20 protein-coding genes and 2 tRNA genes are annotated in these 21,119 nt (G+C 54.6%); 13 read left to right on the forward strand and 9 right to left on the reverse strand.

What is annotated here, in order from left to right:
• Positions 1 to 2 precede the first annotated feature (2 nt).
• The 5 genes from JQU52_RS09625 (at position 3) to pyrF (ending at position 3,673) form a co-directional block, all read left to right on the forward strand.
• Positions 3 to 314, forward strand: coding sequence for a LapA family protein (locus tag JQU52_RS09625; RefSeq protein ID WP_230338274.1), 312 nt, complete (start codon positions 3 to 5; stop codon positions 312 to 314).
• A 2-nt stretch (positions 315 to 316) separates the two neighbouring features.
• Entirely contained in the window at positions 317 to 1,501 is a 1,185-nt protein-coding gene (gene lapB / locus JQU52_RS09630; protein ID WP_230338275.1) for a lipopolysaccharide assembly protein LapB, read from the forward strand.
• Positions 1,502 to 1,686: 185 nt separating this feature from the next.
• The gene (locus tag JQU52_RS09635; RefSeq protein ID WP_230338276.1) at positions 1,687 to 2,142 is read left to right on the forward strand and encodes a DMP19 family protein; all 456 of its coding nucleotides are present in this window, start codon (positions 1,687 to 1,689) and stop codon (positions 2,140 to 2,142) included.
• An 11-nt stretch (positions 2,143 to 2,153) separates the two neighbouring features.
• Positions 2,154 to 2,741, forward strand: a complete 588-nt coding sequence (locus tag JQU52_RS09640; RefSeq protein WP_230338277.1) for a DUF6630 family protein — start codon at positions 2,154 to 2,156, stop codon at positions 2,739 to 2,741.
• Between the two features lie 200 nt (positions 2,742 to 2,941).
• Positions 2,942 to 3,673: an orotidine-5'-phosphate decarboxylase gene (gene pyrF / locus JQU52_RS09645; RefSeq protein ID WP_230338278.1), complete on the forward strand. Its 732-nt coding sequence runs from the start codon at positions 2,942 to 2,944 to the stop codon at positions 3,671 to 3,673.
• Here pyrF and JQU52_RS09650 read toward each other — a convergent pair.
• Genes JQU52_RS09650 through mutM form a run of 3 tightly spaced genes read right to left on the reverse strand, consistent with a single transcriptional unit; the run spans position 3,670 to position 5,581 of the window.
• Positions 3,670 to 3,942 carry a hypothetical protein gene (locus JQU52_RS09650; RefSeq protein ID WP_230338279.1) on the reverse strand — a complete coding sequence of 91 codons (273 nt, stop codon included), beginning with the start codon at positions 3,940 to 3,942 and terminating at the stop codon, positions 3,670 to 3,672. The genes pyrF and JQU52_RS09650 overlap by 4 nt on opposite strands.
• Positions 3,943 to 3,975: 33 nt before the next feature.
• Positions 3,976 to 4,746: a lysophospholipid acyltransferase family protein gene (locus tag JQU52_RS09655; RefSeq protein WP_230338280.1), complete on the reverse strand. Its 771-nt coding sequence runs from the start codon at positions 4,744 to 4,746 to the stop codon at positions 3,976 to 3,978.
• Positions 4,747 to 4,759: 13 nt separating this feature from the next.
• The gene (gene mutM / locus JQU52_RS09660; protein WP_230338281.1) at positions 4,760 to 5,581 is read right to left on the reverse strand and encodes a bifunctional DNA-formamidopyrimidine glycosylase/DNA-(apurinic or apyrimidinic site) lyase; all 822 of its coding nucleotides are present in this window, start codon (positions 5,579 to 5,581) and stop codon (positions 4,760 to 4,762) included.
• 234 nt (positions 5,582 to 5,815) lie between these two features.
• Here mutM and JQU52_RS09665 point away from each other — a divergent pair, with 234 nt between their 5' ends.
• The 8 genes from JQU52_RS09665 to trpB all read left to right on the forward strand — a co-directional run bounded on the left by JQU52_RS09665 (position 5,816) and on the right by trpB (position 12,900).
• Positions 5,816 to 7,651, forward strand: coding sequence for a tetratricopeptide repeat protein (locus JQU52_RS09665; RefSeq protein WP_230338282.1), 1,836 nt, complete (start codon positions 5,816 to 5,818; stop codon positions 7,649 to 7,651).
• A gap of 132 nt (positions 7,652 to 7,783) precedes the next feature.
• Entirely contained in the window at positions 7,784 to 8,380 is a 597-nt protein-coding gene (locus JQU52_RS09670; protein ID WP_230338283.1) for an outer membrane lipoprotein LolB, read from the forward strand.
• Between the two features lie 187 nt (positions 8,381 to 8,567).
• A complete protein-coding gene (gene ispE / locus JQU52_RS09675) occupies positions 8,568 to 9,410 on the forward strand; it encodes a 4-(cytidine 5'-diphospho)-2-C-methyl-D-erythritol kinase (protein WP_379061092.1) in 843 nt (280 codons plus the stop codon).
• A gap of 10 nt (positions 9,411 to 9,420) precedes the next feature.
• Positions 9,421 to 9,496: transfer RNA gene (locus JQU52_RS09680), tRNA-Gln, on the forward strand.
• 40 nt (positions 9,497 to 9,536) lie between these two features.
• Positions 9,537 to 9,612, forward strand: a tRNA-Gln gene (locus JQU52_RS09685).
• Positions 9,613 to 9,887: 275 nt separating this feature from the next.
• On the forward strand, positions 9,888 to 10,874 hold the full coding sequence (locus JQU52_RS09690) for a ribose-phosphate pyrophosphokinase (protein ID WP_230338285.1): 987 nt from the start codon (positions 9,888 to 9,890) through the stop codon (positions 10,872 to 10,874).
• A gap of 64 nt (positions 10,875 to 10,938) precedes the next feature.
• Positions 10,939 to 11,511 (forward strand): 50S ribosomal protein L25/general stress protein Ctc, encoded by a 573-nt coding sequence (locus JQU52_RS09695; RefSeq protein ID WP_230338286.1) that lies wholly within the window; start codon positions 10,939 to 10,941, stop codon positions 11,509 to 11,511.
• A 186-nt stretch (positions 11,512 to 11,697) separates the two neighbouring features.
• Positions 11,698 to 12,900, forward strand: a complete 1,203-nt coding sequence (gene trpB / locus JQU52_RS09700; RefSeq protein WP_230338287.1) for a tryptophan synthase subunit beta — start codon at positions 11,698 to 11,700, stop codon at positions 12,898 to 12,900.
• A gap of 195 nt (positions 12,901 to 13,095) precedes the next feature.
• On the opposite strand, the gene betT is transcribed toward trpB, so the two are convergent.
• The 6 genes from betT to JQU52_RS09730 form a co-directional block, all read right to left on the reverse strand.
• Positions 13,096 to 15,108 carry a choline BCCT transporter BetT gene (gene betT, locus JQU52_RS09705; protein ID WP_230338288.1) on the reverse strand — a complete coding sequence of 671 codons (2,013 nt, stop codon included), beginning with the start codon at positions 15,106 to 15,108 and terminating at the stop codon, positions 13,096 to 13,098.
• 478 nt (positions 15,109 to 15,586) lie between these two features.
• Positions 15,587 to 15,877: a GIY-YIG nuclease family protein gene (locus JQU52_RS09710; protein ID WP_230338289.1), complete on the reverse strand. Its 291-nt coding sequence runs from the start codon at positions 15,875 to 15,877 to the stop codon at positions 15,587 to 15,589.
• Between the two features lie 247 nt (positions 15,878 to 16,124).
• Complete coding sequence (betA, locus tag JQU52_RS09715; RefSeq protein ID WP_230338290.1) at positions 16,125 to 17,813, reverse strand: choline dehydrogenase; 1,689 nt, start codon at positions 17,811 to 17,813, stop codon at positions 16,125 to 16,127.
• A 57-nt stretch (positions 17,814 to 17,870) separates the two neighbouring features.
• Entirely contained in the window at positions 17,871 to 19,331 is a 1,461-nt protein-coding gene (gene betB / locus JQU52_RS09720; RefSeq protein WP_230338291.1) for a betaine-aldehyde dehydrogenase, read from the reverse strand.
• 158 nt (positions 19,332 to 19,489) lie between these two features.
• Positions 19,490 to 20,011, reverse strand: coding sequence for a dihydrofolate reductase (locus tag JQU52_RS09725; protein ID WP_230338292.1), 522 nt, complete (start codon positions 20,009 to 20,011; stop codon positions 19,490 to 19,492).
• Positions 20,012 to 20,148: 137 nt separating this feature from the next.
• On the reverse strand, positions 20,149 to 20,913 hold the full coding sequence (locus JQU52_RS09730; protein ID WP_230338293.1) for an IS5 family transposase: 765 nt from the start codon (positions 20,911 to 20,913) through the stop codon (positions 20,149 to 20,151).
• Between the last annotated feature and the right edge of the window lie 206 nt (positions 20,914 to 21,119).

Consider the following 21,119-nt stretch of genomic DNA (forward strand, 5'->3'; position numbering starts at 1 on the left):
AGATGAAAATCGTTTATGCCTTGATTAAAATTTTGATTTTGCTGGCGTTTGTGCTGCTGGCGGTCAGCAATACCCAGAGCACGGCGTTTCATTACTTACCGGGGCAGGAAATCAGCCTGCCGTTGATTGTGCTGCTGCTGGGCTTTTTTGTGGTGGGCGCCATCTTCGGCGTGCTGGCGATGCTGGGGCGTTTGCTGGCCTTGCGCAACGAGGTGAACCGCCTGCGCCGCGAAATCCGCAAAAATGGTCGTGGTGCCGAGTTGGCAGCTACACCACCCGCCACCACAATGGCCATACCCAATCAAAAAGGCTGATTATGGACGGCAATGATTTTTGGCTGTGGCTGGCGCCGGTGGCTTTGCTGCCGGTGTTTTTCGCCATGGGCTGGTTTGCCGCACGGGTGGACATGCGCTCGGTATTGGCGCAGGCCAAATCGGTGCCGGTGGGCTTTTACAAAAGCTTGGATGCCTTGGTGGAGCGCAACAGCGGCAAGGCCGTGCGTGAATTGGCCGAGGTGGTGGATCAGCAAAGCGACGCCAAGCAAAGCACTTATGAGCTGCACCTAACCTTGGGCAAGCTCTACCGCCAGCGCGGCGAAAACGACAAAGCCGTTGTGCTGCATCAAAAACTGCTCGACTCCCCCGACACCGTGGGCGAGCGCCGCGATGCGGTGCTGTTTGAGCTGGGGCAGGATTATCAAGCCGCCGGCTTGGTGGACAGAGCCGAGCAGATTTTTATCGGCTTGCAAAATGGCGTGATGGCCAAACCGGCGCGGCAGGTGTTGTTGCACATCTATCAGCAAGACCGCGACTGGGAAAAAGCGATTGAATTGGCGCAAACGCTCAGCCACGGCGATCAGAGCTATCAATTTGAAATTGCCCAATTTTATTGCGAGCGGGCGCAGGCAGCCTTGTTTCAGTCGCGCTTTGACGAAGCCACGGCTTATGCCCATCAAGCCTTGGCGGTAAACCGCAAATGTACTCGTGCCAATTTGATTTTGGGCGATGCTGCGCAAAAGCAGGGGCAATATCAAGCCGCCATCGATGCCTACAGCGCGATTGAAAAACAAAACCACGAATACCTGAGCATGGCCGCCGAGCGCCTGTACGATGCCTACGACGCTTTGGGCAAGCCGCAAGAAGGCTTGGCGGTGTTGCAAGGCTATGCACAAACCTTTCCGCAGCTGGACATCATCAATGTGATTTACGAAAAATCGCTGCTGCTCTACGGCGAGCAAGCGGCGGCGCAAACCGCTGCCGAGCTGGTGCGGGCCAAGCCCGATTTGGCCGGGGTATACCGTTTGCTTGGTTTGCAAATCAGCGATATGGATCCCACTTGGCGAGCCGATGCCGACTTGATGCGCAGCGTGGTGGGGCGGCAAATGCAAAAAGCGGTGATGTACCGCTGCCGCCATTGCCATTTTAAATCGCAAGTGTTTTTCTGGCATTGCCCGGCGTGCAATAAGTGGGAAACGTTTACGCCCAACCGCATTGAAGTATAGCGTTATAGTGAATTAAATTTGAACCAATACTGCGTTGCCTCGCCTGGCCGTACTATCTGTACTGTCTGCGGCCTGTACTGTCTGCGGCTCGTCGCCTTGTCTTGATTCAAATTTAATCCACTATATCTTTCAGGCAGCCTCAAGGCTGCCTGAAAACCTTAAATACAAGCGATAAAGGAAAGCGCATGAGCGTGGAACAACTGTATGCCTTGGCCGCCGAATACCTAGACTTTGTGGCCGAGCAAGGCGAAGAAGCGGGCATGGCCAAGCTTGGCGATGCGCAACACACGTTGCTGGCGTATTGCTATTTGGACAGCCAAGTGCAAGAGGGCGGCTTTGTGCAATTGATTGCCGCGGGCTATGGCGACTATGTGTTTGCCAATCCCTTAGCCGACAGCCTGCGCCGCTGGGGCATCAAAGCCACGCCCAAGGTGCTGGACAAAGCGCGTGTGCTGTATGCCGAGCACGGCGGCCAAATCGAAGCGCTGGCCAGTGATGAGGTTGATATGGATGACTTGCGTGCCCAATTCGCGGCTTTTGAAGAGCTGGACGGCGATTACTACGATGTGGCCGATGAGGATCTGGCCGCCGCCGCTGCCTATGTGGCCGCACATCAGGCAGAATTTGCCTTGCCGGTATAAGGCCTTGAACCATGAAATACATCATCATTTTTGGCTTATTGGCCGTGTTTTTACTGTTGCTGTTCAAGCGCCGCCGGCCATTGCCGGCTGTGCAAGCCCTTCCGCCGCAGCGGCATACGGCTGCTGCGGATGATGCCGCCGCATTTCGCCATTGGTTGGCGGTGCTGTATCGGGATCAGCCGCAAGATGTTGAGGCCGTGTATCAAGGCGTGGCGGCTCAATTGGCGGCAGAAGGGGAAACCGATTGGCAGCCGGACAACATCATTCATTTCGGCACCGGCGGGCTGTTGGATGCGCAACATGCTTTTTTGGTGGACTGGAAAGACGGCGATTCCTTTATCGATTGGGTAGCAGAGATGGCGGCACGTTTTGGTTTCCAGCCGGTATGGACGGCACAAAATCAAGATGAAGATTTGCCTGAAACGCTGATGCAAGCGGCTTATCCGCAGTTTTTGGCGCACGGCGCGGTGCTGTACAATACCGCAACCGGTGGCGATTATTATTGCCTTGCCATCGTGCCGCAGGCCGACAGTGCCGATTTTGAAGCCGCATCGCAACAATGGGGTTTGGCGGTGCGTAGGGCAGACCAGCCGTATTAGTTTCAATTAAATTCATACCAATTCTAAAAATTAACCTAACTGCGTTGGCTCGCCTTGCCGTACTAGCTGTACTGTCTGCGGCTCGCCGCCTTGTGATCTTATTTTTTAGAATTGGTATCAGTATAAAACTTTTTCAGGCAGCCTTATGGCGGCCAATTCATCCGTTTGCGTAAAAATAAATTTCAAAGAAACAAAATCCTATGAATCCTTTAATCCTTGATGGCAGCTTGCCGGTACAACGCACGCCGGTGATTGTGGCGCTTGATTTTGCCAGTGCCGATGAAACGCTGAATTTTGTGCGCAGGCTCGATCCCACACTGTGCCAGCTTAAAATCGGCAAAGAATTGTTTACCGCCAGCGGTCGCCGTTTGGCTGAAAGCCTGATTCAGCAAGGCTTTAAATTGTTTTTGGATTTGAAATACCACGATATTCCGCACACCGTGGCGGCGGCCTGCAAAGTGGCTGCCGAAATGGGCGTGTGGATGGTGGACATGCACAGCTTGGGCGGGCGGCGCATGATGGAAGCCGCCGTGGCCGCGCTGGCACCTTTATCGCACAAGCCTTTGCTGATTGGCGTTACCGTGCTCACCAGCATGGAGCAGGCCGACTTGGCCGAAATCGGCCTTGAATTGCCGGTGGCCGAGCTGGTGCTGAGTTGGGCGCAGCTGGCGCAATCTTCCGGCCTGGATGGCGTGGTGTGCTCGGCACAAGAAGCGGCGCTGTTGCGCCGGCATTTGGGCGCGGATTTTGTGTTGGTGACCCCCGGCATCCGCCCCAATGTGGCCACTAATAACGACGATCAGCGCCGCATCATGACTCCGCAAGCGGCATTGGCCGCCGGCAGCAGCTATTTGGTGATGGGGCGCCCGATTACCGGAGCAGACGATCCGGTGGCGCTGTTGCGGCAAATCAATGCCGAAGCCAATGTTTAAGGGCAGATAGGCGTAGGTTTCATCAAGGCTGCCTGAAAAGGTTTGAACTGATTTTCAGGCAGCCTTAAATGTGTGGCTTTGGCTAAATACGGCAAGTTATCATTTTGTGGGTTGAGCAGACGTGTAGGTCGGATTCTTGAATCCGACGCTGGTGCAAAGAATAAGGTTGCTGCATCTGGCCTTATCGGCCAAATGTCGGATTCAAAAATCCGACCTACGTGGATGGTGCTGTCGAATTTCTTTTTAAAACAACGCACCCGTGTATTCATACCGGGTGCGTTTTTTATTGAGCTAAGCAGACCCTAGCCATCACCATTCACTTTATGGCGGATAAACTGCTCGGCGGCATCTTTGAGCTGATAGCGGTCGGCGCAGTCGGTATAGCCGCTGCCCATCAGTAAGGCGAAGTCTACTTGGGCGGTGATGTGCGGCTGGCGTGCGATGCGCCACAAGGAAGCAAAAAACGGCGTGTCGCCCACCCAAGCGACGGCGGTGCTGCGCTGGCCGTGTGGGTTTAGATAGCGTAAGGCCATGGCCTGTACCGGGGTGTCGGTGTCGATGGCGGCTTGAAACAGTGCGGCTTTAAACGGCAATACGTTTAAGCCGTCGGAGGTGCGCGCTTCGGGAAAGAAGGTTACGCTTTGCCCGGCCGCCAAGGTGCGGGCAATGGTTTGGTTGACATTGCCCGCATCGGTGCGCGAGTGGCGGTTGATAAACACAGTGCCCACATGCGCGGCCAAGGTGCCCACCACCGGCCAGTGGCGGATGGATTGCTTGGCAATAAAGCCACTCGGATACAGTGCCATCAACACAAAAATATCCAGCCACGAAACGTGGTTGGCCACCGCCAACACCGGCGGGTTGGCCGGGCATTGGGCGTGGCAGCTCACATTCAAGCGAATGTGTAAAATTTTCAATAGCCGTTCGGCAATGCCCATCATGGCCGCATCGCGCTGTTTGGAGCTGAGGCGGCCAAAACGAAATACGCGCCAGCAGGCACCGGCCAGCCACCACAACAGCCGCCACAGGCGGTATAGCGCAAGCAGAAACGGGGTGTGTTTTTGAGCATTCATGGCGGGATTGGGCTTAATGTTGGCATTGCGGGCAGTAAAAACTGCTGCGCTGTCCTTGGGTGATTTTGTAAATCAGGCCGCCACAGTGCGGGCAGTTTTCGTTTTGGCGGCCATACACGGCATATTGTTGCTGGAAATAGCCGCTGCGCCCTTCGCTGTTTACAAAGTCGCGCAGGGTGCTGCCGCCTGCGGCCAGGGCGCGTTGTAAAACGTCTTTAATGGCCGCCACCAGCGCCGTGTATTCGTGTGCTTGCAGGCTGTTGGCAGCGCGAGTAGGGGCGATGGCTGCCTGAAACAGCGCCTCGTTGGCATAAATATTGCCCACGCCCACCACCACGGCATTGTCCATCAACGCCAGTTTGATGGCGCGTTTTTGTTTGGCTAAGGTGTGCTGCAAATAAGCGGCATCGAAGTCGGCACTTAAAGGCTCCGGCCCCAAGTGTTGCAGCAGCGGATGGTGTTCCAGTGCACCGGCAAACCACAAAATAGCGCCAAAACGGCGCGGGTCGTGAAAGCGCAGCAAGGTGCCGTCGGCAAATTCAAAGTCGGCGTGGTCGTGTTTTTGCGGCGGCGGATGTTGGCCGGGCTCGTAAATACGCAGACTGCCGGACATGCCCAGATGGATAATCAGATAACCGGCACCGGTGTGAATCAGCAGATATTTGGCACGTCGGCTCACTGCCATCACAGTTTGGCCGTTTAACACTGCCGCTAAGTCGGGGTTTACCGGCCAGCGTAACTTCGGCTGACGGATGTGGGTGCGCACAAAGGCTTTGCCGCAGATGTGCGGGGCAATACCGGCGCGGGTGGTTTCAACTTCGGGCAATTCGGGCATGGTGCGGGATATGAAAGCTAAAGGTATGCAACATAGCACAAGCAAGCAAGGCCAAACAAGGCTTGGCTGCCTGAAAGACGGTGGGCAGGCAGAAAACAAAACGATGGGCGTGATAAACGCGCAGGTGTGGGCGGGTAAAATTTGTTAAGCGGCAAAACGCAGCGCAAAAAGGCTGTGTTAAAGTAGCGGCTTTGTGAACGCAAGTTCCGTTTGTGCCGAAGGAAAGCAAAGATTATGTTGCATTGGGCTTATCGAATCACCCCCGTGGCCATGGCCTTGATGTTGTTGCCCGCTGCCGCGCAGGCCAATGAAGCGGCCAGCGGCGCACAGCTGCCCGCCATCGAAACCAAATTACAGCACGCCAAAACCCAGGTGCTGCGTCAGGACAACAGCGAGCGGCAGCAGCGCGTGGCCATTGCCGAGCGTGCCAATAATGTGTTTAGCTTGCTGGCCAGCGAAATGGTGCTGAATCAAGGCCAAGCGGGCAGCGCCTTGGCCACGTATATGGTGATGTTGGAGCGCACGCGTGACCCGGAAGTGGCCGAGCGCGGTATGGAGATTGCACTCAATGCGGATGCCGTAGCGCAAGCAGAGGCCATTTTAACGCGCTGGCAGCAGCTGGAGCCCACGCCTTCGGCGGCACAAAAGCGCATGGTGTGGGAAATGGCCTTGGCGCGGGGCGATGTTGCGGCGGTGGCGGCCGGGTTGGATGGGGTGCTGGCCGATGCTTCCGACTACAAAACACGGCGTATTTTCCTGCAAATGGCACAAATGAGCCTGCGCCATCCTGAGCTGGCGGCCGATGCGGCTGCACCGATACACACAGCGGCGCAAAACCATGCCGATATGCCCGAGGCAATGATTGCCGATGCCATTTTTTCGGCACAAAGCAACCGCAACCAAGATGCGGTGAGCGCCTTGCAAAAACTGGCCGAGCTGGATGGCGATGTGCGCCCGGCCACCTTGCTAACGCTGAAGCTGATTAACCAATACCGCCCGCAGGTATTGGTGTCGTTCTTTAAGCAAACCGACATCAACGCCTTGTCGCCGATGTGGCAAAGCCTGTATGTGGATACCTTAATCAGCAGCAAACAATGGCCGCAAGCCTATGCCTGGCTGCAAAAACTGCTCAACCAAAGCCCGGATGCCGATTTGTATCTGCAAGCGGCTGTATTGTCGGTAAACCAACGTGCACCCACTGCCGACACCTTGGGCTATTTGGACAAAGCCTATGCCATCGGCACGCAGGCGCAAAAAAGCCGCGCTGCTTTTCTGGCCGCCACCCGTTTAATGGACGACAAACAAACCGCTCCGGCCAGAGCGTGGGCAGAAAAAATCACCGCTGCCGATATGGCGTTTGACAAGCAATTATTGCTGGCATCCATTGCAGCGGAAGACAAAAACTGGGCCGCAGCGCACCGCCATGTGGATGCGGCAGCGGCCATCAGCCCGCAAACCGGCCTACTTTATGACGGCGGCGATTTATGGCGTTTGCGTCTGTTTGTGATTGGCCAATACCAAACGCCGGCGCAAAAACTGGCCAGCTACAACCGCTTGTTGACACAGGCCGAAAAAGCCGCCGCCAGCCCCGAGCGCACAGAACGCATTGCCGAGGTATTGTATGAGCGCGGCGTGGTGTATGCCGACGACTTAAACCAGCCGCAACGGGCGGTAGTCGATTTGCGCCGCTTTGTGGCCATGAAGCCGGACAGCGCTGCCGGTTTGAACGCCTTGGGCTACACCATGTTATCGCTGCCCAAAAGCGAATGGGCAGAAGCCATGCGCCTGATTGAAGAAGCCTACCAGCTCGACAGCCAGTCGGCCGCCATCAACGACAGCCTGGGCTGGGCTTATTTCTTAAAGGGCGATGCCGAAGCGGCACTGCCGCATTTGCAGTTTGCCTACGACCAAACTCCCGATGCCGAAGTGGGCGCCCATTTAGGCGAAGTTTTGTGGACATTGGGGCAGCACGAAAAAGCGCGGCTGGTGTGGCGCACTGCCTTGCAGCAAGAGCCGCAACACCGCGTGCTGCGCGATACCTTGCGCCGCTTGGGTGTGGCTAATCCTTAAATAATTGGCGTTTTGCACTCATTGATTAAGGCTGCCTGAACGATAAAATAAAACCGTTATTGCCAAACTGGATTCGGCATTTTGTGTTTCAGGCAGCCTAAAATCACAGCGAACAATGGAAACTGTATCAATATGATGAATAAACTCCCGTTATTGCTGGCCGCTGTGGTATTGGCGGCCTGTACCAATTTCAATACGCCGCTCAAGCAATCCGGCTGGCAGGCCGATACCGGCAGCGCGGAAGGTTTTAGCAGCGAAGGCCGCTTGGCGGTGCGCGAGGGCGAAAAAGGCTCGTATGCCAATTTTGAGTGGCAGGATTTCGGCACGGTGCAAAACATCAGCGTCAACACCCCTTTGGGTAATACCGTGGGTGTACTGTGCCGCGATAGCGAAGGGGTGATTGCCGAAGACAGCAGCGCGCGTCAATACCGTGCCGACAGCATTGAAGCACTCAGCCAAAACCTGCTCGGCTTTACCCTGCCCATGAGCCATCTGAATCAATGGGCGCGTGGCCGCTGGGCACCGGGCGAAGCGCATGAAATCCTCACCGACGGCCGTTTGCGCCAATCGGGCTGGCTGATTGGCCGCCAACTAATGGCCGACGGCGTGTCGCCTAAAATTCTGGTGCTGGAAAACGAACGCTTGAATATCCGCTTGGTATTCGACCAATTCCAGCCGCTGGATTTGCGCACGATGAAAATCGGGCGGTGCGCACTGCGCAGCGCATAAATTGGATGGGGCGTGTGGGTTAATAAAGGCTGCCTGAAATGGGGGGTTACGTTTTTCAGGCAGCTTTTAAAACATTTAAATCAATGGTATTTATTCATTTGCACTATTTATGCTTTCAGGCAGCCCATAATCACTCAATCCTTGCAATTAACCCAATCCAATAGGTATCTGCATGTCTTTAGATTCAATCCCGATTCCGCCCGCCGCACAGGCGTTCGCCGCCCCGGCCAAACTTAATTTGGATTTGCGCATTATCGGCCGCCGTGCCGATGGTTATCACTTGCTCGAAAGTGTGTTTACGCTGATTGATTTGTGCGACACGGTGTATTTGCTGCCGCGCCATAACGGGCAGATTATGCTGCACACCCCCATGGCCGGTGTGGCGGCTGCGCAGGATTTGGCTTATCGCGCGGCGGCGGCATTGCAACAGGCTTCAGGAAGCGCTTGCGGTGCAGAAATCTGGTTGCACAAACGCATTCCCACCGGCGGTGGCTTGGGCGGCGGCAGCTCGGATGCGGCCACGGTGCTGATGGCCTTAAACCGCTTGTGGCAATGCGGCTTGGATAAAACACAATTGATGGCGCTGGGCTTGGCGTTGGGTGCCGATGTGCCGTTTTTTATTTTTGGCGAAAACGCCTTTGCGCGAGGCGTGGGCGAGGATTTGCATCCGCTTTCATTGCCGAAACAATGGTATGTAATTGTGAAGCCGCCGGTGCATGTGAGCACGGCGGTGGTTTTTTCGCATCAGGGCTTGACACGCAATTCCGAAGCCAGCATAATGCCAGTCTTTCAAACGCCACAACACTGGCGCAACGATATGCAAAGTGTTGTTTTGCTTGAATATCCCGAGGTAAAAGCCGCATTTGAAGCACTGGCTGCCCATGGCAAGCCGATGATGAGCGGTTCGGGGGCTTGTGTATTTTTGCGCTTTGAATCCGAAGCCGCAGCACAAGCGGTTTACCAGCAAGTTTCCAGCGCGCATCAAACGTATTTGGCCGCCAATTTGGCCAGCCATCCGTTTTACGGTTGATGTGTGTTGTTGGGGAGTCGTCAAGTGGTTAAGACTCTGGGTTTTGATCCCAGCATGCGTAGGTTCGAATCCTACCTCCCCAGCCACCCGTTCAGGCTTTCAGGCAGCCTCTGCTTGGTTTGATAGTGGGGAGTCGTCAAGTGGTTAAGACTCTGGGTTTTGATCCCAGCATGCGTAGGTTCGAATCCTACCTCCCCAGCCAAAATATCCGGAAGCGTGTAAGGCAACTTACACGCTTCTTTGGTGTTTATCGGGGCGCACTAAAACCAGTACTGCGTTACCGCGCCTTGTCCTGACTGTATTGCGTCACCATAAAATAAACCTAGGCCGCATACGTGAATTAACACTTTGGCCTTAAAGAGGGGCAGTGGTATCATACGCGCTGCACAGCAACACCGTTACTCAATAAACACCCCTTGATGGAGTGCAAACGGTATGTTCCCACCCATATACAAGCAATTGGCAGGTACAGACGAGATGGCAGCTTACGACAGCCTGATGGTGTTCACCGGAAACGCCAACCCCACATTGGCCAGCAATGTGGTTAAGCATTTGGATATTTCACTGGGGCGTGCCTCGGTGAGCAAGTTTTCCGATGGTGAAATTGCCATCGAGTTGCTGGAAAACGTGCGCGGGCGCGATGTGTTTATTTTGCAGCCCACGTGCGCCCCCACCAACGACAATTTGATGGAAGTGTTGGCCATGGCCGATGCGCTGAAGCGGGCTTCTGCCGGGCGCATCACCGCGGCGATTCCGTATTTTGGCTATGCCCGCCAAGACCGCCGCCCGCGCTCGGTGCGGGTGCCGATTTCGGCCAAGCTGGTGGCCAATATGCTGTATTCGGCCGGTATCGACCGCGTGTTAACCGTGGATTTGCATGCCGACCAAATTCAAGGCTTTTTCGATATCCCGGTAGACAACATCTACGCCACCCCGATTTTGATTCACGATATCGAAAAACAACGCATCGAAAATCTTACGGTGGTAAGCCCCGATATCGGCGGCGTGGTGCGCGCCCGTGCGGTGGCCAAAGTGTTGAATGCCGACTTGGCGATTATCGACAAACGCCGCCCCAAAGCCAATGTGGCCGAAGTGATGAACATTATCGGCGATATCCAAGGCCGTACCTGTTTGATTGTGGACGACATGATCGATACCGCCAACACCTTGTGCAAAGCCGCCTCGGCGCTGAAAGAGCGCGGTGCTGAGCGTGTGTTGGCTTATGCCACCCATCCGGTGTTTTCTGGCGAAGCAGTAAACCGCATTGCTTCATCCGATATCGACCAAGTGGTGGTCACCGATACCATCCCCTTGTCGGAAGCCGCCCACGCTTGCGGCCGCATCCGCCAAGTCACCATTGCAGGCTTGCTGGCTGAAACCGTGCGCCGCATCAGCAATGAAGAATCCGTATCCTACCTCTTTAACGAGGATTTGGTTGCGCCGGGAGCGCTGTTTCTCCCGTAAACCCCTGTCGTCTTAAGCTGGTCGCGGCCGATGACGACGTTTTTATCTTTTGGAGTTTTATACTATGTCTTACGAAATCAATGCTGTAAATCGCGAAGCACAGGGCACTGGTGCGAGCCGCCGCCTGCGTCGCGAAGGCCAAGTACCGGCTGTTTTGTACGGTGAAGGCACCGAGCCTATGGCCATTGCCGTAGAGCACAAAGCCATGTTCTACGCTTTGGAAAAAGAATCTTTCCACACCGCCATCATCAAGCTGAACCTCGATGGCAAAACCCACGACGTGATTGTGCGCGACTTCCAAATGCACCCGTTCAAACAACAAGTGCAACACATCGACTTCCAAGCGCTGGACATGAACAAGCCGGTGCAAATCCGCATTCCGGTGCACTTGCTCAATGCCGAAGCTTCTGTGGCGGTGAAACTGCAAGGCGGCCGTGTTTCTTTGCTGAACAACACCGTAGAAGTATTGGCACTACCCAAAGACATTCCGGCGTCGCTGGAATTGGATGTGTCTAAAGTGCACGCAGGCCAAATCCTGCATTTGTCTGACATTGTGTTCCCGGAAGGTGTTTCCAGCGTGGCATTGAAACGCAACGAAAACCTGCCCGTGGCTGCGGTAACCGGCAAAAAACGCTAATCGCCATTGGTGCGAAGCCGCGAAAAAACCCGCTGTGGATAACAGCGGGTTTTTTGTATGCTTTTATGCTTAAAGGCTGCCTGAATGTTTTTCAGGCAGCCTTTAGACTTTATTCCCTAAGTAAAGCAACGTAAAATAAAGCGGTGGAGCGACTTATATTTAGAGATAGCAAACAAAGGATAAAAAATGATGCAGGAACAATTAAACGCCGTGGTGTTGCCTAATGAGAACGGCTTTTTCGGTGCACATGGGGGCAAAATCGACCATCCGGGTTTGGCGGTGGCGATGGCGGAAATCGAGGCCGGTTTCCGCAGTATTATCGGCGATGCCGATTTTATTGCTGAAATGAAGCGTTTGCAGCAAACCTATGTCGGCCGTCCCAGCCCGCTCTACCATGCCAAAACGCTGTCGCAGCGCGGTGCGCAAATTTATTTGAAGCGCGAAGATTTGAACCATACCGGCGCGCACAAAATCAACCATTGTATTGGCGAAGCATTGTTGGCCAAAAAACTGGGCAAGAAAAAAGTGATTGCCGAAACCGGTGCCGGGCAGCATGGCGTGGCATTGGCCACGGCGGCGGCGCTGGTGGGGCTGGAGTGTGAAATCCACATGGGTGTGGTGGACATGGCCAAAGAGCATCCGAATGTGGCGCGCATGAAGATTTTGGGTGCCAAGCTGGTGCCGGTGTCGGCGGGGGCGGGCACCTTGAAAGAAGCGGTGGACAGCGCGTTTGGCGCCTATTTGCAGGATTTGCAGCACAGCATGTTTGCCATCGGCTCGGTGGTGGGGCCGGCACCTTATCCGGAATTGGTGGCCTATTTTCAATCGATTGTGGGACATGAGGCGCGCGCGCAGTTTCAAAGCCAATATGGCGGGCTGCCTGATGAAGTGGTGGCCTGTGTGGGCGGCGGCTCGAATGCGCTGGGGCTGTTTAATGCCTTTATCGACGACTCGGCAGTAGCATTGGTGGGTGTGGAGCCGGCGGGTGAAGGGCTGGATACGCAACGCCATGCCGCCACGCTCACACTGGGCAAACCGGGTGTAATCCAAGGCTTCCATTGCTATTATCTGCAAGACGAAAACGGCAACCCGGCGGCGGTGCATTCGATTGCTTCCGGCTTGGATTATCCGGGTGTGGGGCCGCAGCACTGCCATTTAAAAGACATTGGCCGCGCCCGCTATGAAACCGCCACCGATGCGGAAACCCTGGCCGCCTTTTTAACCTTATCGCGCGAAGAAGGCATTATTCCGGCATTGGAGTCGGCTCACGCCATTGCCTACGCCTTGCGCCGTGCCGCACAACTGGATGGCAGCCAACGCTTGCTGGTGAATTTATCCGGCCGGGGTGATAAAGACATTGATTTTGCGATTGAGCAGCTAAAATTGTAATGGATAGAAAACCAAAACCGCTTTTCAGGCAGCCTGAAAAGCGGTTTTGCTATACCCACTTTAAACAAACAAAATAAGCAGGGAACTGATTTACTTGGTGCTTCAGCATTATATAGCCAAGAAACGAAATAATCCTACAGCGTTGGCTCGCCTATGCAGTTAGGTTGTTTTGTAAAATGGGCATCACCCTAAAAACTAACGTTCCAGATGTAAAAACTGCATATGGCGCTCATACTGGTTGAGCATATCGGTGATGATCTGCTCTTTGCTGTAGCCCACCAAATCGTATTCTTGGCTGCCTTCACGCAAGAAAACTTCGGCGCGGTAGTAGTGCTCTTGCTCTTGCTGCGAAGCCAGATTACCGGCCTGGCCCAAGGCAAACACGGGTTTGATGGCTTGAATTAGGCGCACTTGGTAGACAAAATCCACTTCTTCGCCGTGCAATACTTCAAAGCTCAAATCGCAGCCGTTGTCGCCGGTGTGGATTTTGGTGGCTATGCCTTGCTCGCCCAGCTCATTGGCCACTTCCTGCATGGCCGGATGAATGGCGCTGCCGATAAAGTGCACCACGGTTTTGCGGCTGGGAAAGTTGACAATGCGGCCTAAGCGCTCGCGCCAACTGAGGCCATGGTTGAGCACCGGTGCCATGTCCACAGTGCTGGCTTTGCGCTTGTTGCCTTCGCGGCGCAGGCTTATCCACATCGCCACCATATACACAATCAAAATCAGCGAAAACGGCAAACCGGCCACCACCGACACGGCCTGCAAAGAGCCAAAGCCACCCGCAAACAGCAGCCCCAGTGTAATCAGGCCGGTGGCGGCAGCCCAAAACAGGCGCAGGCCAATCGGCGCGTCCGCACCGGAGCTTAGGTTTTTTGAGCTTAAGTTGGCCAGCACCAAAGCACCGGAGTCGGCCGAGGTGACAAAAAACACCAAGCCAATCACCACTGCGGCCAAAGACAATACTGACGCGCCCGGATAATGCTCAAACAAGATAAACATGCCCATGGCCGGGTCTTCCAAGGCCACTTGGCCAAGCTCAGCAGCACCGTGGCTCACCAAATCAATGGCGCTGTTGCCGAAGATGGCAAACCAGGCAAAGATAAAGCCCAGCGGGATAAACATCACCCCAAACACAAATTCGCGCAAGGTGCGGCCACGCGAAATGCGGGCGATAAACAAGCCCACAAACGGCGCCCATGCCACCCACCAAGCCCAGAAGAAAATTGTCCAGCCCGATTTCCATTCCGCACCCGCTTCGCCTTGATAGGCATACACATCAAAGGTTTTGCCGATTAAGGTTTGGAAATAGTCGCCGATATTTTGGGTGAAGCTGTTGAGCAAAAACAAGGTAGGGCCCATTACCAGCAGCGCCAGCAGCAGCAAGGTGGCCGCCGCCATATTGGCTTCCGACAAACGGCGCACGCCGCGCTCCACCCCCGACATGGCCGACACACCCGCCACCACAATCACACCGATAATAATCGCCGACTGCACCCATTTGCTCGATTCAATGCCGAATACATGGCTTAAACCGGCATTGGCCTGCAAGACGCCGATACCCAAGCTGGTGGCGATGCCCAGCAAGGTGCACACCACGCCGAAGGTGTCGACACTGTGGCCAAGCCAGCCATTGGTGCGGCGCTGCCCAAACACCGGCACCAGCGCACTGCGCAAGGCCAGCGGCAGATTGTGGCGGTAGGCAAAGTAGGCCAAGGTCATGCCAATCAGAGCGTAAATGCCCCAGCCGTGCAGCCCCCAGTGCAAAAAGGTTTGCGCAATCGCCGCCCGCGCCGCTTCCGGCGTACCGGCCTCGCCCATGCTGGGGGTGAGGTAGTGTGCCAGCGGCTCGGAAGCGCCGAAAAACAGCAAATCAATGCCGATACCGGCAGAAAACAGCATCGCTGCCCAAGTGATAAACGGAAAATCCGGCTTATCGTGATCTTGCCCCAGCTTGATGTTGCCATAGCTGGAAAAGCCGATAAACAGCGCAAACAGGCTGTAAGCGGCCACCACCAGCATGTAATACCAGCCGAAATGATCCGACACCCAGCGCAAAGACTGGCCGAGCAGCGCCTCACTGGTGGCAGGAAAAAGAATGGTGAATAAAATCAGCGCCACTGAAAGCAGGGCAGAAGCATAAAACACGATTTTGTTTACCGACAAGGTATTTTCTTTATCGGGCAGGGTATCGGGGTTTTGGTACATGCATACTCGCTTTCGGGTGGGTTGATAAAGGGGTATTGCTTAAAGTGGCTTTGCTGCTCCTGCGCAGGCAAAAATTCTGCTTATGGCGGTAAGGCTGCCTGAAAAACAAATGGGTAAAGTGCTTAAAAAATGCAAGTACGCCGCACCTGCTTAGGCAATGCTCAGAGCAAAGCATCGCTTTGCTTTTTACCATTTCAGAATTAGGTAAACATATTCACTGAAGCTGCGCTTCAGACTGGGCCCCTGCCTGCGCAGGGGCGACGGAATTTAAATTTTACCCAATTTAGGCAGCATCAAAATTTGACAAACAATAGATAACAGCTGTCGCACCTGCGTAGGCAAGTGCCCAGTGCAAAGCATCGCTTTGCTCTTTTACCATTCCATAATTAAGTAAACACATCACTGAAGCCTTGCTTCAGACTGGGCTCCTGCCTGCGCAGGAGCGACGGAGTTTAAATTTCACTAAATTCAGGCAGCATCAAGCGATAATCTGCGGCCATAAATCTACCCAATCGGGATTACGGGTTTCAATTAAATGTAATTTCCAGCTGCGTTTCCATTTTTTCAATTGTTTTTCACGGGTGATGGCTGCGATTATGTTGTCATGTAACTCATACCAAACCAGTAAATTCAAATCATGCTTTGCCGTAAAATCGCAGCCCAAACCTTGCTTATGCTGCCAAATCCGCTGGATTAAATGACTGGTAACGCCGATATAAAGGGTGCCGTTGCGTTGGTTGGCCATAATATAAACAGCAGCCTGGCGCATACTTGTTCCTTTCATCCTATTGTGGTAAGGCTGCCTGAAAACGAAGTTGTATTACAACATCTTCAAAGTACGTCGCACCTGCGCAGGCAGGTGCCCAGTGCAAAGCGCAGCTTTGCTTTTTTGACCATTTCAGAAATATGTAAGCACATTCACTGAAGCGGCATTTCAGACGGGCTTCCTGCTTGCGTAGAAACGACACAGCTTAATTTTCAGGCTGCCTGAAAAACACTATTGGCCAGAAAACGCCTTAACCGGCCCGTTTCGGCTCGCCGCGTGCAGGGGCATCGTTGGCCACATAATAGGCCACATCAGCGCGAGGTAACGGGGCGCGGCCACGGATGTGGTCGGCGATTTTTTCGGCCAGCATAATGGTAGTGGCGTTGAGGTTGCCGGTGATGATGTTGGGCATAATCGAAGCGTCCACCACGCGCAAGGCATCGATGCCGTGTACGCGGCCTTGGCTGTCTACCACGGCGTCATTGCCTTCGCCCATGGCGCAGGTGCAAGAAGGGTGGTAGGCGGTTTCGGCGTGGTTCTTTACGTATTCGTCGAGCTCGGCATCGCTTTGCAGATTGGCTGCCGGGGTAATCACTTTGCCGCGATAGGCGTCCAGTGCAGGCTGGTTGATGATGTCGCGGGTAATGCGGATGGCGGCGCGGAATTCCTGCCAATCTTGCTCATGTGCCATGTAGTTGAACAAAATACTGGGGTGTTCGGCGGCGTTTTTCGATTTGATTTTGATGCGGCCGCGGCTGGGCGAGCGCATTGAGCCCACATGCGCTTGAAAGCTGTGCGCTTTGCTGGCATTGCGGCCATCGTAGCGTACGGCAATCGGCAAAAAGTGGTATTGCAGATTGGGCCAAGCCACCGATTCATCGCTGCGGATAAAGCCGCCCGCTTCAAAGTGGTTGGTGGCACCCAGGCCTGTGCCGTTAAACAGCCATTCGGCGCCTATCGCCGGTTTGTTCCACCATTGGGTGGCGGGGGCGATGGACACAGGCTGGGTGCATTCGTACTGCATATAGAGTTCGAGATGGTCTTGCAGATTATTGCCCACGCCCGGCAAATCCAGCACTTCGGCCACGCCCGCTTCGGCCAACCAAGCTCCGGGGCCGATGCCGCTGCGCTGCAAAATTTGCGGCGAAGCAATGGCACCGGCGCAGAGCAATACTTCACGGGCGGCATGGGCGGTGTGGCTGCGGCCTTGGTATTCAAAACGCACGCCCACGGCGCGTTTGCCCTCAAATACGATGGTATCGGTGAGTGCGCCGGTGTAGATGGTGAGCCGTTCGCGGCTGCGCGCCATATCCAAATAACCGCGGGCGGTAGATGCGCGGCGGCCTTTGGGGGTAACAAAGCGATCCATCGGCCCGAAGCCTTCTTGCTGATAGCCGTTCAAATCATCGGTGCGCGGATAGCCCGCATCCACACCGGCCTGAATCATGGCTTCAAACAGCGGGTTTACTCCGGCTTTGGCGGTGGTAACGTGAATCGGGCCATTGCCGCCGTGGTAGTCGTTGCCGCCCGCATCGCGCTGCTCGGACTTTTTAAAGTAGGGTAGGCAGTCTAGATAAGTCCAATTTTCCAGCCCCGGCAATTGCGCCCAGTGGTCGAAATCCAGCGCATTGCCACGGATATAGCACATGCCGTTAATCAAAGACGAACCGCCCAAACCTTTGCCGCGCCCGCAATCCATCACGCGGTTGTTCATGTGCGGCTCCGGCTCGGTTTTGTAGCCCCAGTTGTAAGTGGTGCCTTGCAGCGGCATGGCCAAGGCGGCAGGCATTTGGGTGCGGAAATCGAGGCGGTAGTCGGGCAAGCCGGCTTCCAGTAGCAGCACGCGCACGCCTTCGTCTTCGGTAAGCCGCGCGGCCAGTACATTGCCGGCGCTGCCGGCGCCGATAATAATGTAGTCGTATTCTGGCGTGGTTTGCATGATGCGTCCTTTCTCAAATATTGATGTTTTCGTGTGGTTTTATGTTTTCAGGCAGCCTTAAAACACCGACACAAAACCACCCAATTCCACCTGCACCGATTTGGTTTGCGTGTAGTGCAGCAGCGTTTGCACGCCGTTTTCACGGCCGATGCCGCTTTGTTTGTAGCCGCCCACAGGCATTTGCGCGGGCGATTCGCCCCAACTGTTAATCCAGCAAATACCGGCTTGAAGCTGGCCGATAATGCGGTGGGCGCGTTTTAAATCGGGCGTTACCACCCCGGCGGCCAGCCCGTATTCAGTGGCGTTGGCGCGCACCAGCACTTCTTCTTCGGTGGTGTAGCTGAGAATGCTCATCACCGGGCCGAAAATTTCTTCACGCACAATGGTCATGTCGTCGTGGCAGTCGCTAAATACGGTGGGCGCAACATAGGCACCGGCGGCCAAATCCGCGGGCAAATCAGTGCCGCCGGCCAGCAGCTTGGCGCCTTCGGCACAGCCTTTCTCAATATAGCCCAGCACTTTATCGCGATGGGCAAAGCTCACCAACGGGCCGAAATTGGTATTTTCATCTTGCGGATTGCCAATGCGGATGCGTGCTACCCGCTCAAGCACGGCTGCTTCAAAGGCTTCTTTCATACCCACCGGCACAAACACGCGCGTGCCGTTGGTGCATACTTGGCCGGAGCTGTAAAAATTGGCCATCATGGCAATATCGGCGGCCAGATTGATGTCGGCATCGGGGCAGATAATCAGCGGTGATTTGCCGCCCAATTCCATGGTGACTTCTTTTAACGATGAAGCCGCCGCTTGCGCCATCACTTTTTTGCCGGTGGGCACGCCGCCGGTAAAGGAGATTTTGGCAATCGCCGGATGCTCGCTCAACGCCTGACCCACGCGCCAATCGCCTTGCACCACATTAAACACACCGGCAGGCACGCCCGCTTCGGTGAAAATTTCCGCCAGCTTCAACGCGCCCAGCGGCGTCACTTCGCTGGGTTTGAAAATCATGGCATTGCCCGCGGCCAGCGCCGGGGCGGCTTTCCACATGGCGATTTGAATCGGGTAGTTCCACGCGCCGATGCCCGCCACCACGCCCAAAGGCTCTTGGCGGGTGTAGACAAAGCTGGTGTCGCGCAGGGGAATCTGCCGCCCCTCCAGCGCGGTGGCCAAACCGGCGTAGTATTCAATCACATCGGCACCGGTGACCACATCCACATAGCGGGTTTCCGACAATGGCTTGCCGGTGTCGAGCGTTTCCAGTTGCGCCAATTCGTTGTTTCGGCTGCGCAAAATCGCCACTGCCGCCAGCAAAATGCGGCTGCGCTCCACGGCGGTTTTGGCCGCCCAGATTTTTTGTCCTTCTATGGCACCGGCCACCGCCGCATCGATTTCGGCGGCATCGCTGTGCTGGATTACGGCCAAGGTGTCGCCATTGGCCGGATTGATGCTGGCAAAGGTTTCGGCGGCGGGGTTGTGGGCGGTGTAAGCGCCGTTGATGTAGGCGGTAAGGGTGTTCATAGCATCCTTTCTGAGGTGGCGAGCCTTAGGCTGCCTGAAAAAGCAAAAGCAGCATAAGTTGGGCTTATGCTGCTATTAAATGAATTACATGAGCTGTATTTTAACAGAAAATAGCAACTTCGTCATTTAAGCGGTTTTTTACTGCCAAAACAAGGCGTTTATGCCGTTGGCGCTGCATCCATGCTGCCGCTAGGCAAACGGCGGTAATGCACAAAATCAAAGCCGATATCATCACGCGTACTGCGCTGGCGGCTGCGTGCCACCTCTTGCCATTGCTGTGGTGCAATCGGCGGAAAAAACGCATCGCCCGCCACGGTGAGCGCCACTTCGGTGATGCGCAAATCGGTGGCCATGGGCATGGCCTGGGCGTAGATTTCGGCACCGCCCATAATGATGATTTCGGCTTCATCCGCCAGCAGCGCCAAGGCTGCCTGAAGGCTGGCCGCATGTTCGGCACCGGCCGCCTGCCAATCGCTTTGGCGGCTCACCACCAGATTGCGCCGCCCGGGTAGCGGTTTCTTCGGCAATGAATCCCAGGTTTTGCGCCCCATCACCACCGGCTTGCCGAGGGTGTATTGCTTAAAAAAGGCAAAATCTTCGGGGATATGCCACGGCATGCTGTTGTTGATGCCGATACAGCCATTGGCGGCGGTGGCGGCGATAAGGGTGATTTGGGGCATAGAATATGGTTTCGCTCGTTAAAGTGACTATAAACGGATTAAAGTAAGCCGGAGGTTAATTGATTTTTCAGGCAGCCTGAAAACATATTTCAGGTTTATAAATTGGGTTTGGATTAGGGTCTGTTCACAATTACTTGTCATAAAGGTAACCACATCACAATGCACCCCAATAAAACCGTACTGTGGAAGTTGCGTTTCAGCTTATCGTAACGGCTGGCAATCGCTCGGAAATGTTTCAAACGGCAAAAGGCATTCTCTACCAAATGCCTGATTTTATATAAATACCAGTCCATGTCTTTATTTTTCTCTTCCCTATTGCTTTTATAGGGAATATTGGCTTTCGCACCGCTTTGCTCTATTTGCTCCCTGAGCCGGTCTGAATCGTAACCTTTGTCCGCATTAACCAACTCAGTTTCGGTAAGGTTGATGTTGTCAAGCAGCTCCGGTGCAACGGTGACATCATGGATATTGCCCGCAGTAACGATAACCTCAACCGGATTGCCTGCAGCATCTACAGCCAGATGAATCTTGCTGGTTCTGCCGCCTCGGCTCATACCGATTGCGTGATCCTCTTGCGCACTGAGCGCTGAGGCTGCGGCGCAGTGTTGGTGAGCACGGATATAACTGCCGTCTATGGCTACCCACTCCAAGTCACTCTCTTGGCTGAGCTGTTTCAAGATTGCAGTAAAAATGCCTTTTTCTGACCAACGGTTATAAGCGGTATAAACAGTATGATACTTGCCGAAATACTCGGGCAAATCCCGCCACGGTATGCCGGTTCTTATTCTGTAAAGTATGCCTTCAAGAATTCTGCGCAAATTGGGTTTGCTATAAATACCCAAATCACGCAGAATAGATAACAGCTTCGTCCAATGTTCATCTTTGAGTAGTGTACGGGGCATCGCAGGTGTATTGGGGGGTGAGAACTTCCTTTTATGCCTGCGTTTCTTTTTTATTCAAGGGTATGACAAGTAATTGTGAACAGACCCTAGGGTCTGTTCACATTTCATTGAGTGACCATTTTGGCTTAAAAGCCCGCTTTCTGGGTTGAAAATGCGCGCAAGGTGTTCAACTTTGCTGTGCTTTTCTTCGCCTTGAACGCAGACTT

The sequence above is a fragment of the Paralysiella testudinis genome, from assembly GCF_016894345.1.
GTDB lineage: Bacteria > Pseudomonadota > Gammaproteobacteria > Burkholderiales > Neisseriaceae > Paralysiella > Paralysiella testudinis.

Excerpts from the sequence above, each read along its gene's own strand:
- JQU52_RS09730 (WP_230338293.1), bottom strand. The coding sequence starts at position 20,913 with ATGCCCCGTACACTACTCAAAGATGAACATTGGACGAAGCTGTTATCT.
- betB (WP_230338291.1), bottom strand. The coding sequence starts at position 19,331 with ATGAACACCCTTACCGCCTACATCAACGGCGCTTACACCGCCCACAAC.
- JQU52_RS09625 (WP_230338274.1), top strand. The coding sequence starts at position 3 with ATGAAAATCGTTTATGCCTTGATTAAAATTTTGATTTTGCTGGCGTTT.
- JQU52_RS09725 (WP_230338292.1), bottom strand. The coding sequence starts at position 20,011 with ATGCCCCAAATCACCCTTATCGCCGCCACCGCCGCCAATGGCTGTATC.
- JQU52_RS09650 (WP_230338279.1), bottom strand. The coding sequence starts at position 3,942 with ATGAATACACGGGTGCGTTGTTTTAAAAAGAAATTCGACAGCACCATC.
- JQU52_RS09695 (WP_230338286.1), top strand. The coding sequence starts at position 10,939 with ATGTCTTACGAAATCAATGCTGTAAATCGCGAAGCACAGGGCACTGGT.
- JQU52_RS09665 (WP_230338282.1), top strand. The coding sequence starts at position 5,816 with ATGTTGCATTGGGCTTATCGAATCACCCCCGTGGCCATGGCCTTGATG.
- betT (WP_230338288.1), bottom strand. The coding sequence starts at position 15,108 with ATGTACCAAAACCCCGATACCCTGCCCGATAAAGAAAATACCTTGTCG.
- JQU52_RS09710 (WP_230338289.1), bottom strand. The coding sequence starts at position 15,877 with ATGCGCCAGGCTGCTGTTTATATTATGGCCAACCAACGCAACGGCACC.
- JQU52_RS09690 (WP_230338285.1), top strand. The coding sequence starts at position 9,888 with ATGGCAGCTTACGACAGCCTGATGGTGTTCACCGGAAACGCCAACCCC.
- JQU52_RS09655 (WP_230338280.1), bottom strand. The coding sequence starts at position 4,746 with ATGAATGCTCAAAAACACACCCCGTTTCTGCTTGCGCTATACCGCCTG.
- JQU52_RS09640 (WP_230338277.1), top strand. The coding sequence starts at position 2,154 with ATGAAATACATCATCATTTTTGGCTTATTGGCCGTGTTTTTACTGTTG.
- betA (WP_230338290.1), bottom strand. The coding sequence starts at position 17,813 with ATGCAAACCACGCCAGAATACGACTACATTATTATCGGCGCCGGCAGC.
- mutM (WP_230338281.1), bottom strand. The coding sequence starts at position 5,581 with ATGCCCGAATTGCCCGAAGTTGAAACCACCCGCGCCGGTATTGCCCCG.
- JQU52_RS09635 (WP_230338276.1), top strand. The coding sequence starts at position 1,687 with ATGAGCGTGGAACAACTGTATGCCTTGGCCGCCGAATACCTAGACTTT.
- JQU52_RS09670 (WP_230338283.1), top strand. The coding sequence starts at position 7,784 with ATGATGAATAAACTCCCGTTATTGCTGGCCGCTGTGGTATTGGCGGCC.
- trpB (WP_230338287.1), top strand. The coding sequence starts at position 11,698 with ATGATGCAGGAACAATTAAACGCCGTGGTGTTGCCTAATGAGAACGGC.
- lapB (WP_230338275.1), top strand. The coding sequence starts at position 317 with ATGGACGGCAATGATTTTTGGCTGTGGCTGGCGCCGGTGGCTTTGCTG.
- pyrF (WP_230338278.1), top strand. The coding sequence starts at position 2,942 with ATGAATCCTTTAATCCTTGATGGCAGCTTGCCGGTACAACGCACGCCG.